General features: G+C 71.0%; 16 protein-coding genes and 1 tRNA gene. 11 read left to right on the forward strand and 6 right to left on the reverse strand.

Annotated features, from left to right (window positions below):
- Nucleotides 1-44: 44 nt before the first annotated feature.
- Nucleotides 45-1763 (reverse strand): IlvD/Edd family dehydratase, encoded by a 1719-nt coding sequence (locus AC3IF3_RS03955; RefSeq protein WP_489227383.1) that lies wholly within the window; start codon nt 1761-1763, stop codon nt 45-47.
- 121 nt (nt 1764-1884) lie between these two features.
- The gene (locus tag AC3IF3_RS03960; RefSeq protein ID WP_489227385.1) at nt 1885-2454 is read right to left on the reverse strand and encodes an NUDIX domain-containing protein; all 570 of its coding nucleotides are present in this window, start codon (nt 2452-2454) and stop codon (nt 1885-1887) included.
- 201 nt (nt 2455-2655) lie between these two features.
- On the opposite strand from AC3IF3_RS03960, the gene AC3IF3_RS03965 reads away from it, so the two are divergent.
- From AC3IF3_RS03965 to AC3IF3_RS03995, 7 genes are read left to right on the forward strand one after another with little or no spacing between them, the layout of a single operon-like run.
- Nucleotides 2656-3186, forward strand: coding sequence for a hypothetical protein (locus AC3IF3_RS03965; protein WP_489227386.1), 531 nt, complete (start codon nt 2656-2658; stop codon nt 3184-3186).
- The gene (locus AC3IF3_RS03970) at nt 3183-3434 is read left to right on the forward strand and encodes a monovalent cation/H+ antiporter complex subunit F (protein WP_489227388.1); all 252 of its coding nucleotides are present in this window, start codon (nt 3183-3185) and stop codon (nt 3432-3434) included. The genes AC3IF3_RS03965 and AC3IF3_RS03970 overlap by 4 nt, the downstream gene beginning before the upstream one ends.
- The gene (locus AC3IF3_RS03975; protein WP_489227390.1) at nt 3431-3715 is read left to right on the forward strand and encodes a monovalent cation/H(+) antiporter subunit G; all 285 of its coding nucleotides are present in this window, start codon (nt 3431-3433) and stop codon (nt 3713-3715) included. The genes AC3IF3_RS03970 and AC3IF3_RS03975 overlap by 4 nt, the downstream gene beginning before the upstream one ends.
- A complete protein-coding gene (locus AC3IF3_RS03980) occupies nt 3712-3963 on the forward strand; it encodes a Na(+)/H(+) antiporter subunit B (protein WP_243972117.1) in 252 nt (83 codons plus the stop codon). The genes AC3IF3_RS03975 and AC3IF3_RS03980 overlap by 4 nt, the downstream gene beginning before the upstream one ends.
- Complete coding sequence (locus tag AC3IF3_RS03985; protein WP_489219804.1) at nt 3960-4736, forward strand: MnhB domain-containing protein; 777 nt, start codon at nt 3960-3962, stop codon at nt 4734-4736. Before AC3IF3_RS03980 ends, AC3IF3_RS03985 begins: the two co-directional genes overlap by 4 nt.
- A 2-nt stretch (nt 4737-4738) precedes the next feature.
- Entirely contained in the window at nt 4739-5140 is a 402-nt protein-coding gene (locus tag AC3IF3_RS03990) for a sodium:proton antiporter (protein WP_489231232.1), read from the forward strand.
- On the forward strand, nt 5137-6891 hold the full coding sequence (locus AC3IF3_RS03995) for a complex I subunit 5 family protein (RefSeq protein ID WP_489227392.1): 1755 nt from the start codon (nt 5137-5139) through the stop codon (nt 6889-6891). The genes AC3IF3_RS03990 and AC3IF3_RS03995 overlap by 4 nt, the downstream gene beginning before the upstream one ends.
- 7 nt (nt 6892-6898) lie before the next feature.
- Here AC3IF3_RS03995 and AC3IF3_RS04000 read toward each other — a convergent pair.
- The 3 genes from AC3IF3_RS04000 to AC3IF3_RS04010 form a co-directional block, all read right to left on the reverse strand.
- Nucleotides 6899-6974: transfer RNA gene (locus AC3IF3_RS04000), tRNA-Thr, on the reverse strand.
- Nucleotides 6975-7082: 108 nt separating this feature from the next.
- Entirely contained in the window at nt 7083-8228 is a 1146-nt protein-coding gene (aroB, locus tag AC3IF3_RS04005) for a 3-dehydroquinate synthase (protein WP_489227393.1), read from the reverse strand.
- 18 nt (nt 8229-8246) lie between these two features.
- Nucleotides 8247-8858 (reverse strand): shikimate kinase, encoded by a 612-nt coding sequence (locus AC3IF3_RS04010; protein ID WP_243972123.1) that lies wholly within the window; start codon nt 8856-8858, stop codon nt 8247-8249.
- 269 nt (nt 8859-9127) lie between these two features.
- Here AC3IF3_RS04010 and AC3IF3_RS04015 point away from each other — a divergent pair, with 269 nt between their 5' ends.
- The 3 genes from AC3IF3_RS04015 to AC3IF3_RS04025 all read left to right on the forward strand — a co-directional run bounded on the left by AC3IF3_RS04015 (nt 9128) and on the right by AC3IF3_RS04025 (nt 10869).
- On the forward strand, nt 9128-9280 hold the full coding sequence (locus tag AC3IF3_RS04015) for a histidine kinase (protein WP_243972125.1): 153 nt from the start codon (nt 9128-9130) through the stop codon (nt 9278-9280).
- 2 nt (nt 9281-9282) lie between these two features.
- Complete coding sequence (locus tag AC3IF3_RS04020; RefSeq protein WP_489231233.1) at nt 9283-10218, forward strand: site-specific tyrosine recombinase XerD; 936 nt, start codon at nt 9283-9285, stop codon at nt 10216-10218.
- A 132-nt stretch (nt 10219-10350) separates the two neighbouring features.
- Nucleotides 10351-10869 carry a MarR family winged helix-turn-helix transcriptional regulator gene (locus AC3IF3_RS04025; RefSeq protein ID WP_489227396.1) on the forward strand — a complete coding sequence of 173 codons (519 nt, stop codon included), beginning with the start codon at nt 10351-10353 and terminating at the stop codon, nt 10867-10869.
- A 67-nt stretch (nt 10870-10936) separates the two neighbouring features.
- Here the strand turns inward: AC3IF3_RS04025 and AC3IF3_RS04030 are convergent, their stop codons facing one another.
- A complete protein-coding gene (locus tag AC3IF3_RS04030; RefSeq protein ID WP_243972131.1) occupies nt 10937-11302 on the reverse strand; it encodes a c-type cytochrome in 366 nt (121 codons plus the stop codon).
- Nucleotides 11303-11641: 339 nt separating this feature from the next.
- Here AC3IF3_RS04030 and AC3IF3_RS04035 point away from each other — a divergent pair, with 339 nt between their 5' ends.
- A complete protein-coding gene (locus AC3IF3_RS04035) occupies nt 11642-11872 on the forward strand; it encodes a hypothetical protein (protein ID WP_243972133.1) in 231 nt (76 codons plus the stop codon).
- The last annotated feature ends 24 nt before the right edge of the window (nt 11873-11896 follow it).

The following is an 11896-nucleotide window of genomic DNA, read 5'->3' on the forward strand; positions in this document are numbered from 1 at the left end:
TCCGGACGATGGCCCCGGCGCGCCCGGCGATCAAGCCGGGTGGTTCAGCCCTCGCGCCCCTCCCCCATCAGGAAGTCGAAGTCGCAGCCCTCGGGGGCCTGGGTGACGGTGCGCCGGTAGAGCGCCTTGTAGCCCCGGGTCGGGGCCGGCGGCGGCGTGTGGCCGGCGAGCCGTCGCGCGATCTCTTCGGGTTCCACCAGCAGGTCGATTCGCTTCTCGCGGATCGACAGCCGGATCCGGTCGCCGTCGCGCACCGCGGCCAGCGGGCCGCCGATGGCGGATTCGGGGGCGATGTGCAGCACGATCGACCCGAAGGCCGTGCCGGACATCCGGGCGTCGGAGATGCGGACCATGTCCTTCACCCCCGCCCGGGCGAGTTTTTTGGGAATCGGCAGGTAGCCCGCCTCCGGCATCCCGGCGGCGTGCGGGCCGGCATTCTGCAGCACCATGACATCGCCGGGTGCGACATCGAGGTCCGGATCGTCGATCCGCCGGCTCAGGTCCTCCAGGCCGGTGAACACCACCGCCCGCCCTTCCGATTCGAATAGCTCCGGCGTTGCGGCGGCGCGTTTGAAGATCGCGCCCTCGGGGGCGAGGTTGCCGGTGAGCGCGACCAGCCCGCCCAGCGGTGAGACCGGGTTGTCGAAGGGGCGGATCACCGCGCGGTCGACCCAGCCGGTGGGCTCGTCCAGGCGCTCGGCCAGCGTCCGGCCCTCCACGTCCACGGTGTCGAGGTGCAGGAGCGGGCGCAATTCGCGCAGCAGCGCACCCATCCCGCCGGCCGCGTGGAAATCCTCCATGTAGCCCTCGCCCACCGGCTTCAGGTCGACCAGCACCGGCGTCGCGTCGGAGATCTCATTGAAGCGCGCATAGGGGATGCGGATGCCGAGCCGTCCGGCGATCGCCGTGAGGTGGACGATGGCATTGGTCGAACCCGAGACCGCCATCAGCACCCGGATGGCGTTCTCCACCGACTTGCGGGTGATGACCTGCGCGGGCGCGATCTTCGACTGGATCAACCGCACCGCCGCGCGGCCGGTCTCCTCGGCGGCCACCAGCCGGTCGGAATGGACCGCAGGGATCGCGGCCGTGCCGGGCAGCGACATGCCCAGCGCCTCCGCGATGCACGCCATGGTGGAGGCCGTGCCCATCACCGCGCAGGTGCCGGCGGTGACCGAGAGCCGTCCCTCGACCTCGGCGATCTCCTCCGCATCGACGGTTCCAGCCCGGTACTTTGCCCAGAAGCCCCGGCAATCCGTGCAGGCGCCGAGCCGCTGGCCCCGGTGGCGGCCGGTCGACATCGGCCCGGTCACGAGCTGGATCGCCGGGAGCCCCGCCGAGGCCGCACCCATGAGCTGGGCCGGCACGGTCTTGTCGCAGCCGCCGATCAGCACGACCGCATCCATCGGCTGGGCCTGGATCATCTCCTCCGTGTCCATGGCCATCAGGTTGCGGTACATCATGCTGGTCGGGTTGAGGAAAACCTCGCCGAGCGACACGGTCGGGAACGGCCGCGGCAGGGCGCCGGCGGCCAGGACTCCGCGGGAGACCGCCTCCACCAGCTCGGGCATGCCGCGATGGCAATTGTTGAAGCCCGACGGCGTCATGGCGATGCCGACCACCGGCTTGTCCAGCAGCCCCGGCGAGATGCCCATCGAGCGGGCGAAGGAGCGGCGCAGATAGCGGGCGAAGTCGCGGTCGCCGTAATTGGTCAGCCCGCGGTCGAGCCCGTGCGGTTCGGCGTGTCCTGGGTCATCGCTCATGCCATTGATCCCTGACTCGTGAGCTTGCGCCGGCCTCAGCGCAGGTGGAAGGCGATCCACGCGACCCCGGCGAGCACCGCAGCGGTCAGCAACCCCTGGGCGATAACGCGATAGCGGATTCTCACGCGCGGAACAGCTCCGGATGGCGCGCGCGCAGAGCCAGTACCAGGGTGAGCGTCTTGAGGTCGGTGATCTCGGCCCGGTCGGCCAGGCCAGCGAGTTCGGCGAGCGGCATCTCGACGAACCTGATGTTCTCGTGCTCGCCCGCGGCGCCGCCCCCCGCCTCGGCCCGGTCCGACCGGCGGTAGGGGGCGAGGTAGAGGTGAATCTTCTCGGTGGTCAGGCTTGCGCAGGAATAGGTCGCACCGATGAATTCGAGCGCGGTCAGGAGCAGGCCGACCTCCTCCAGGGCCTCCCGGCGGACGTTCTCCTCCGGGCTGCCGTCGTCAATCAGGCCGGCCGGGGCCTCCAGCTGGACTTGCTCGCCGGCGGCGAACAGCGGCGGCACCCGCAGCTCGCGCACCAGGGTCGCGACCCGGCGCTCGGGATCGTAGGGGAGCACGCCCACCGAGTTGCCATGATCCTCGAACTCCCGCTCGACCACCGCGCCGTCGGCGAGGCGCACCTGCGCGATGCCGAACCGGCTCCAGCCCTCGTGCACGAAGCGGATGGTGAGGATCTCGGCTGTCATCGCATGTTCCTGTGCCTGCCCGTGCCCTCGATCACGGATGTCCCACCCACCCCCGTCTCTGGAGGTCCTGCGCCGCAGGGCGTCAGCAGGCGCAGCAACTTTTGGGATAACGTGTATCAGGCTCTCACAGGCCCTACACGGAACCGTGTCGTCGGGTTCCGGGAACGCTGGCGCCCGCGGCCACGTTTGGTCGGGCAGCGCATGGCCACGCTTCCGCGGGACGTGCCCCGGGCGGGATCGATGCGGGCAGGACCGATCAGCGGCATCAAGGAACGGTCGACGCGCGACGCGGTCGCGATCTGGATCGCCCTTGCCCTGGCCTATTTGGTCTTCGCCGGGTCCCTGAGCGTGAACGAGGGCCTCGCCACGGTGGTCTGCGCCACCCTCGGCACGGCCTGGTGGTGGGTCGCGGGTCGACGCGGCGGCGTGCGGTTCCGCTTCGACCGGGCAGCGCTCCGGCCGGTCGGGCCGGCCCTCGTCGGCATGCCCCGGCAGACCGCGCGGGTCGGACTGCATCTGATAAAGGCCCTGCTCGGCCGCGCCGAGGGCGGCGCGACCCGTGACCGGAGTGCTGCCGAGATTGCGTGGGCGACGCCGCACGGCGATACGGCTCCGGCCGCGCGCGCCGTCGGCCTGTTCGCCGCTTCCCTCGCCCCGGACAGCTACGTCCTGACCCTCGACCGCGAACACGGGACCGTGGCGACGCACGCCCTGGAGGACTCGGCGTCATGAGCATCTGGACGGCCGCGATCCTAGGGCTGCTGCCGCCGATGATGCTCGCGGCGGCGCTGGCGTGGCGCGGCCGGCCCGGCCAGCGCTTCGCGGCCTATCAGCTTGCCGGCAGCGTCACGGTGCTGATCCTGACGCTGATGGCCTTCGCCACCGACCAGGCCTCGATCACCGACCTCGCCCTCACCCTGGTCCTGCTCAACCTGCCCGGCACCCTGCTGCTCGCGGTCTTCCTGGAGCGCTGGATATGAGTGTCGTCATCGGCGTGCTGCTCGGCCTCGCGGTGGCGGCGACATGGCTGTCCGCCCTGGCCCTGTGGCGCCTGCCCCGGGCCCTCGACCGGTTCCACGCCCTCGCCTTCCTGAACGTCACGGCCTCCGGCTTGGTCACGGTGGCGGCCTTCCTGGCCGACGGCATCTCCGGGCGCTCCCTGAAGATCCTCCTGATGATGGTGGTGTACCTATCCTGGGCGGCGGTGCTGTCGCACGTGTCCGGCCGCGCCGTGCTGATGCGCGAGGGCCGCTCGGCATGACGGTGATCCTGCCGCTCCTGTTCCTGCTGACGGCGATTTCCGGGACGGCCGTGGTGCTGGTGCGCGACCCCGTCCGGCAGGTCTTCGCCATCGCGGTCAACGGCCTCGTCCTGGCGATCCTGTTCGACGCCCTCCAGGCCCCCGACGTCGCCCTGTCGGAACTGACGGTGGGCGCGGCGGCGGTCCCGCTCCTGTTCCTCGTGGCACTCATGGCGGTGCGGACCCAACCCCCCGAGGAGAAACCGTGAGCCCGCGGATCCGCGTCGCACTGCTGGCCCTGGCGGGCCTGATCCTGCTGCCGTGCGCGGCCACGGTGATCGCCGGGCTGCCGCCCTTCGGCGCGACGATCGCGCAGTACGGCGAGCGCATCAACGCGATCACCCCGGAGGCGCGGCACGTCGCCAACATGGTGAGCGCCATCAACTTCGACCTGCGCGGCCTCGACACCCTCGGCGAGGAGTTCATGCTGCTCGCCGCCATCACCGGCACGGTGGTGCTGCTGCGCGGCCGCCGCGGCGAGGGCAACACTGAGCACGCCATGCGCCGGCCCGGCCGCGCCGTGATCCCGCGCTCCGAGGCCGTCGTGCTCGCCTGCCGGATCGCCGGGCCGCTCACCGCCCTGTTCGGGCTCTACGTGGTGGTGCACGCCACCGTGACGCCGGGGGGCGGCTTCCAGGGCGGCGTGATCCTCGCCTCCGCCACGCTGCTGATCTACCTCGGCGAGGGCTATGCCGGCTGGCGCGACGCGATCCGCAGCCACTGGCTCGACGCCATGGAGGGGGGCGGCGCATTGCTCTTCGCCCTGTGCGGGCTGGCGCCGATGCTCACCGGCGCCGCCTTCATGCAGAATGTCCTGCCGCTCGGCACCTTCCGCGACCTGTTCTCCGGCGGGCTGATGCTGGTCGAGAATCTCGGCGTCGCCCTGGCGGTGACGGGCGGGTTCACGCAGCTCTTCCTGGAATTCATGGAGGAGACCCGCGCGGCGGACGAGCCCGACGAGCCAGGAGAGGAATCGGCGTGACGATGTTGCCCTACGCGGTCGCCGCGTGGCTGTTCGGGATCGGCCTCTACGGCATCGCCACCAGCCGGAACTTCATTCATCTCGTCGGCTGCCTCGGCATCTGCCAATCGGCGACCTACGTGTTGCTGCTCGGCCTCGGCTACCGCTGGGGCAGCATCGCGCCGATCTTCTACGACCACCCGCCCGGCACCCCCGCGGTCGATCCGGTGATGCAGGCGCTGGTTCTGACCGACATCGTGGTCGGGGCGACGCTCACCGCCCTCCTCTTGGTCCTGACGATTCAGGCCTACAAGCGCGGCGGCAGCCTAGACCCGGAGAAGCTCCGGCCGATGCGCGCGGGTGGTGGATCCCGGAGCGACCAGGCTTCGGGCCGCGCGGACGACGGCGCGGGGAAAACATCGTGACCGCCTTCCCCGCCGCGCTTCTGCCCCTACCGGTCGCCCTCCCGCTCGTGGTCTGCGCGGCGCTGCTCGCCACCGCGCATCTGCTGCCGGGCCGCCTCCCCGACATCCTGGCGACGCTGGCCGCCCTCGGCGTCGCGATCCTCTGCGGGACGATCGCCCTGCACGCCGCCGACGGGCCCCTGGTGTACTGGTTCGGCGGATGGGAGCCGCGGGATGGCGTCCATCTCGGGATCGGATTCTCGGTGGACGAGGCGAGCGGCTGGGTCGCCGCCTTCATCGGCCTGCTCTACGCCCTGACCTTCGTGTTCGCCTGGGGCTTCTTCGACCGCACCCACGGTCATTTCCAGATCCTGATGCTCCTGTTCCTGGCCGCCATGGTCGGGTTCTGCTTCACCCGCGACATGTTCAACCTGTTCGTGTGGTTCGAGGTGATGAGCGTCGCCGCCTTCGCGCTCACGGCCTACCACCTGGCGGAATCGGCGCTCGCCGGCGCCATCAACTTCACGGTGGTCAACAGCCTCGCGGGGTTCCTGATGCTCGGCGGCATCGGGCTGATCTACGCCCAGACCGGCACGCTGGACTTCGAGGGCATCGCGTCTGCGGTGGCCCGGGGCGGGCGCGATCCGGTGGTGGCCGGAGCCTTCTGCCTTGTGGCGGCGGCCCTGATGATCAAGGGCGCGATCGTGCCGTTCCAGTTCTGGCTCGCCGATGCCCACGCGGTGGCGCCGAGCCCGGTCTCGGTGATCTTCTCCGGCTCGATGGTCTCGCTCGGATTGTTCGGCCTAGCCAAGGTGAGTGCGGTCGTGTTCGGGGCCTCCGGACAGGTCCAGCACGCCCTGCCGGTGCTGCTGATCGGACTCGGCGGCGTCACCGCTCTCCTCGGCGGCTGGATGGCGCTGCTGCAGCGTCACCTCAAGCGGATGCTCGCCTTCTCGACGATCTCCCATGCCGGGATCATGCTGACCGGCATCGGCGCCCTCTCGGCGGGCGGGACCGGCGGCATGCTGGTCTACGTGGTCGGACACGGGCTGGTGAAGGGCGCCCTGTTCATGATCGCCGGCATCCTGCTCGCCACGCAGGCCAGCATCGACGAGATCGCCCTGCGCGGCCTCGGGCGGGGGATCTGGCCGGCGGGGATCGCCATGGGGCTGGCCGGGCTGCTGCTCTGCGGCCTGCCGCTCGGCGTACTCGACCAGGGCACGCGCCTCGTCCAGGGGGGGCTGGCGCAGCAGGGTCACGGGATCGCCCTGGCGGCCGGCGCCATCGGTGCGGCGCTGACCGGGGCGGCGGTGTTGCGGGCGGCCGGTCGCATCTTCCTGGGGCTCGGTCCGGATCCGGGCGACGAGGCCGGGGCGCCGAGCGAGGACGAGCGCGAGAAGGCCAACCGGCCGCTCTGGCTGATGCTGGGACCGTGCTGCGTGCTGCTGGCCCTCGATATCGGGCTGCCGGCGGATCTGATCGGGCATGCCCTCCCGCGGGCGGCCTCGGCGTTCCTGCACCGCCCGGCGGTGGAGGCTCTGGCGGAGGGGCCCGCCTGGCTGCCCTGGGCCTCCTTGATCGCCGCCCTGGCGGGCGCCGGCTACGGGCTATTCCGCAAGACCCTGCCGGCGCTGGTGGTCCGGCCGGTCAGCGTGACGCAATCAGCGCCGACGCGCGCCCTGGAGGTGCTGCACAGCGGCCTGATCGGCGATTACGCGGCGTGGCTGGCCGTCGGGGTCGCGCTGATCGCGGCGGTGCTGGCGATGGTTTGACCGGGAGTGGTGCCGCAAGAGGGATTCGAACCCCCGACCCCCTCATTACGAATGAGGTGCTCTACCAGCTGAGCTATTGCGGCCCGGGCCCCGGTGGGGCCGTGAACGGCGCGAGATCGGCTGCGCCGGACGTGGCAGGCTCTTAGCCGTCCGACCCGGGATAGGCAAGGCCGGAAGCGCCCCGAACGGCGTCAGGCGACCCGATCCGCCGCCAACTCGTCGCGCAGGAATGCCGCCACCTCGGCCCGGTCGACGCCCGGGGCGATGAAGCTCCGCCCGATCCCGTGGGCGAGGATGAAGGTCAGCGCGCCGTCGCGGACCTTCTTGTCCTGCGCCATGGCGTCGAGGATCGCCTCGGCGCCGCCGCATCCGCCCGGGACCGCCTGCAGGCGGGTCGGCAGGCCGGCCAGGGCGAGGTGGTTGGCGACGCGGCCCGCCTCCTGGCCGGCGCATAGCCCGAGCCGGGCCGAGAAGCGGAAGGCCAGGGCGAGCCCGATCGCCACCCCCTCCCCGTGGACCAGCCGGGCCGGGTCGTAGCCGGTCAGGCGCTCCAGGGCGTGGCCGAAGGTGTGGCCGAGATTGAGCAGCGCCCGCTCGCCGTCCTCCCGCTCGTCGCGGGTCACCACCGCCGCCTTGGCCCGGCAGCAGGACGCCACCGCCGCCTCACGCTCCGGGCCGCCGGCGAAGATCCCGCGCCAGTTCGCCTCGCACCAGTCGAAGAAGCCGGCATCGGCGATCAGCCCGTATTTGGCGACCTCGGCGTAGCCGGCGCGCATCTCGCGTTCGGACAGGGTGTCGAGGGCCGCGGTATCGGCCAGGACCAGGCGGGGCTGGTGGAAGGCACCGATCAAATTCTTGCCCAGGGGCGCGTTGATCCCGGTCTTGCCGCCCACCGAGGAATCGACCTGCGCGAGCAGGCTCGTCGGCACCTGCACGAAGCGGACGCCGCGCCGCAGGGTCGCGGCCGCGAAGCCGGCGAGGTCGCCCACGACGCCGCCCCCCAAGGCCACCACGAGATCGCCGCGCTCGACCTTCAGCGCCAGGAGGCCGTCGCAGACGGCCGCGTAGCCCGCGTAGGATTTCGAGCCCTCGCCGGGCGCGACCGTCACGATGCCGGCCTGGAGGCCGCTCGACTCCAGGCTCGCCCGCAGGCGGCCGGCATAGAGGGCCCCGACAGTCTCGTCCGTGACGATCGCGGCCCGGCGTCCGCCGAGCGCTGCCACAGGCGGCCCGGCGGCGTCGATCAGGCCGCGCCCGATCCGGATGTCGTAGGCGCGGCCTCCGTCGAGGGGCACGTGGACCGTCAAGGGATCGGGATGGGTCGAAGGCTCGGTCACGGACGGACTCGCTCAATCCTACTGTGCGGCGACGGAGACGGTGCGCGCCCCGTTGAGATGGGTATCCAGGGCTTCGAGCACGTCCTGAACGACCCGGTCGTGCGAGACCTCGCGGGAGATCACCACCACGTCGGCGGCGGCGTAGACCGGGTGGCGTACCGCCATCAGGTCGCGCATGGTCGCCTCGGGATCGTCGGTCTGGAGCAGCGGCCGGTTGCCCCGCTTGCGCACCCGCCGCATCAGGACGTCGAGATCGGCCTTGAGCCAGACCGAGACCGCGGATTCCGCCACGCGCCGCCGCGTGGCCTCGCGCAGATAGGCGCCGCCGCCGGTGGCGAGCACCAGGGGGCCGGCCCGGAGCAGGCGGGAGATCACCCGCTCCTCGCCGTCGCGAAAACTCGGCTCGCCGTAGATCGCGAAGATATCGGGGATCGTCAGGCCGGCCGCCGCCTCGATCTCGATGTCGGCATCCTTGAAGATCAGGCCGAGGCGGCTCGCGAGGCGACGGCCCACGGTGCTCTTGCCCGCGCCCATCAGGCCGACGAGCACGATCGAGCGCGGGCCGAGCGCCCGGCGCAGCCGCGCCTCGATCGGTTCGCCACCCTCCGCCTCGTTCAACGGCTCCTGCATCGACCCCTGCACCGCATCCGTCCGGCGCCCCCAACGCCGCGCCGCCGCCCCGGGCGCACGGCCCCGGGCGATCTCGCATCCTGCGGCAGGCTCTTAGCGCGATTCAAGCGGCCAGCGAAACGCATCGCTGTGTCGTCGTGGGCCTTGTCAGCGCCTTGATCGCGTGGTGGAAACCGGGCACCCGCGTCGGCGCGAAGAGAACCGCCGCGCATCCCCATGCCCGCCGCCGATTCCCGCCGCCCGCAGCGCCCGCCCGAGGTTCGACCGACGTGCCGACCCTGTTCCGTTTCTTTGCCATCCTCGCGATCCTGGCGGGTCTCGTCTTCGCCGCGATGTTCGCGCTCGCGAATTTCGTTCAGCCGACCCCCCGGGAAATGAGCGTGACCATCCCCGCCGCGAAGCTGCAGCCGGGCAGCCGTTGAGCGTGGCCGCGGGCGGCGACCCCGGTCCGACGCCCTCCCCGGAAGTCGCCGATTACCTCGACATGATGGCCGCCGAGCGGGGTGCCGGCGCCAACACGCTGGCCGCCTATCGACGCGACCTCGACGATTACCTCGCTTACCTCGCCCGAATCGGGATCGCGCTGGAGGAGGTGGATGCCGGCGCGCTCCGGAGCTTCCTGGCCGATCTGGACATCCGCGGTCTCAAGGCCTCGTCGGCGGCGCGGCGGCTGTCCTGCGTGCGCGGTTTCCACAAGTTCCTGTATGCCGAGGGCGTCGTCGAGGCCGATCCGAGCGTCGCGGTGTCGGGGCCGCGCCGGGGCCGGGTCCTGCCGAAGATCCTGTCCGTCGCCGAGGTCGACCGGCTCCTCGCCGTCGCGCAGGCCTCCGCGGGCACCGGGGAGTCGCCGGGCCCGGCCCGGCGGGCGCGGCGGATGGTCTGCCTGCTCGAACTCCTTTACGCCACCGGCCTGCGGGTTTCCGAACTCGTCGCCCTGCCCCGGGCCGCGGGGGCGAGCCTCGAGCCATACCTGTTCATCAAGGGAAAAGGCGGCCGCGAGCGTCTCGTGCCGCTGACCGAGGCGGCCCGTGCCGCCATGTCGGCCCATCTCGCGGCCGTGCCCGAGGACTGCGCGTGGCTGTTTCCGGCGGACAGCGACAGCGGCCATCTGACCCGGCAGGCCTTCGCCCGCGACCTCAAGGCCGTGGCCCTTGAGGCCGGCTTGCGGCCCGACCGCGTCAGCCCCCACGTCCTCCGCCACGCCTTCGCCAGTCATCTCCTGCAGAACGGGGCCGATCTGCGCATCGTGCAGGAGCTGCTCGGCCACGCCGATATCTCGACGACGCAGATCTACACGCACGTCCTCGATGAGCGGCTGAAGGCAATGGTACGGGATCTGCACCCGCTGATGGACGGCTGAACGCCGCGCTACAACCATCGTGGTCGCGTTCCGCGCCGATTACGCCGATTGTACTGGTGTGGCGAACTGCATAAGAGAGGCTTTCCGCCATACCGGTACGCGAGCCCGTTATACTAGAGAGAGAGCATTCCTATGCCAGGCCCGACTGCTTTGCAGAGCGGCGCTGCGCCGAATCGAGCGGGTCACGCGACCGCCGACCAGCCTTCGACGCAGGAGCGGCAGCGTCTCGACAATCAACTGTGCTTCGCGGTTTACGCCGCCGCGCACGCCTTCGGGCGCGCCTACCGCAACCTGCTCGGCCGCCACGAACTGACGTATCCGCAATATCTGGTTCTGCTGGTGCTGTGGGAGCAGGACGGTCTCTCCGTCAAGGAGATCGGCAATCGCCTGTTCCTCGATTCCGGCACCCTGACGCCGCTGCTGAAACGCCTCGAAGCATCGGGGCGCGTGCGCCGCGCCCGGGACCGGGCCGATGAGCGTCAGGTCAGCATCTTCCTGACGCCGGCCGGCGCGAAGCTGCGCGACCTCCTCGCCTGCATCCCCGATGACGCCGGCGGCCTGACCGGCCTCGACGCGGCGGGCCGGGAGACCCTGCTGCACGACCTCGTAACCTTGCGGATGGGCCTGCAGGCGGGCCTCATCACGGAATAGGTTGTCCTGAACGAATCCGGGGGCGGCCCTTCGGCCACCCCCGGATCGCGTCAGCCGTGATCCGGGATCAGGACTGCGTCTTGAGGTAGGCGATCACGTCGTTGATCTTTTTGTCGTCCGGGTAGCCCTGGAAGATCATCTTGGTGCCGGGCACCTTCGCCTTGGGGTTCTTCAGCCACTCGTGCAGGTTGGCCTCATCCCAGGTGATGCCGGACCCCTTCATCGCGGCGGAGTAGTTGTAGCCCTCGTAGGTGCCCGCCTTGCGGCCCACGACACCCTTCAGGTCCGGACCGACGCCGTTCTTCTGGAAGTTGTGGCACGCCTTGCAGGGCGCGAACGCCTTCTCGCCTGCGGCCGCGTCTCCGGCCTCCTGGGCCTGAGCGGAGAGCGGGATCAGCGCGGCGAGGACGGCGCCGAAAACCAGTGAACGCATGGATTTCCTCCTGTTGGCCGCCGTCGCGGCAGCACTGTGAGGCAGAGCTCGCCTGCCTGGAATAGCTCTAATTGAATCCACAGGCCCGGCGCAACGGCCAAGCCTCACGAAGCCGACCACCGAGGCCCGGGATTGGCGATCTTATCCGGCCGCCATAGGCCTTAACCCGCAGCCCGGCTCTCGGCTCCCTGCGGCACTTGGAAGCCGCATCGGGCCGCCGCGCGGGGCCTCCGTCACCCGTTCAGAGATCGGCGGGTGGGCGCCGTCTGTCTCGGCGGATGCCGGTGACGACGAAGGCCTTGTCGGCCCGGGCCTGAGCCCTGTACTCCACATAGCGCCGTGCATCCCGATGACCGATCCCTTCCGGAAAGCCTGACGCGCCTGCTCGTCGCGCCCCCGCCCGCGGCCCGGCACAGGTCGGCGCCAGCGAAGCCGGGTGCTGCGCGAGCGGATCGGCATTCCGCGCATGCGGCGCTCGAATCCGCCTTCCTGCGTGGCTTCGTGTACGGGGTATCCGGCCTCGTCTGGCTCGCCGTGCTGGTGCTGTTCGCCCGCCATTTCGCCGCTTGAGCCGCGGCCGGAGATCCGGGCGGA

The organism is Methylobacterium sp. J-118, assembly GCF_057836565.1.

What these genes read in the sequence shown, in the direction of transcription:
- AC3IF3_RS03955 (WP_489227383.1), bottom strand. Translation starts at nt 1,763, where the DNA reads ATGAGCGATGACCCAGGACACGCCGAACCGCACGGGCTCGACCGCGGG.
- AC3IF3_RS03960 (WP_489227385.1), bottom strand. Translation starts at nt 2,454, where the DNA reads ATGACAGCCGAGATCCTCACCATCCGCTTCGTGCACGAGGGCTGGAGC.
- AC3IF3_RS03965 (WP_489227386.1), top strand. Translation starts at nt 2,656, where the DNA reads ATGGCCACGCTTCCGCGGGACGTGCCCCGGGCGGGATCGATGCGGGCA.
- AC3IF3_RS03970 (WP_489227388.1), top strand. Translation starts at nt 3,183, where the DNA reads ATGAGCATCTGGACGGCCGCGATCCTAGGGCTGCTGCCGCCGATGATG.
- AC3IF3_RS03975 (WP_489227390.1), top strand. Translation starts at nt 3,431, where the DNA reads ATGAGTGTCGTCATCGGCGTGCTGCTCGGCCTCGCGGTGGCGGCGACA.
- AC3IF3_RS03980 (WP_243972117.1), top strand. Translation starts at nt 3,712, where the DNA reads ATGACGGTGATCCTGCCGCTCCTGTTCCTGCTGACGGCGATTTCCGGG.
- AC3IF3_RS03990 (WP_489231232.1), top strand. Translation starts at nt 4,739, where the DNA reads ATGTTGCCCTACGCGGTCGCCGCGTGGCTGTTCGGGATCGGCCTCTAC.
- AC3IF3_RS04010 (WP_243972123.1), bottom strand. Translation starts at nt 8,858, where the DNA reads ATGCAGGAGCCGTTGAACGAGGCGGAGGGTGGCGAACCGATCGAGGCG.
- AC3IF3_RS04025 (WP_489227396.1), top strand. Translation starts at nt 10,351, where the DNA reads ATGCCAGGCCCGACTGCTTTGCAGAGCGGCGCTGCGCCGAATCGAGCG.
- AC3IF3_RS04030 (WP_243972131.1), bottom strand. Translation starts at nt 11,302, where the DNA reads ATGCGTTCACTGGTTTTCGGCGCCGTCCTCGCCGCGCTGATCCCGCTC.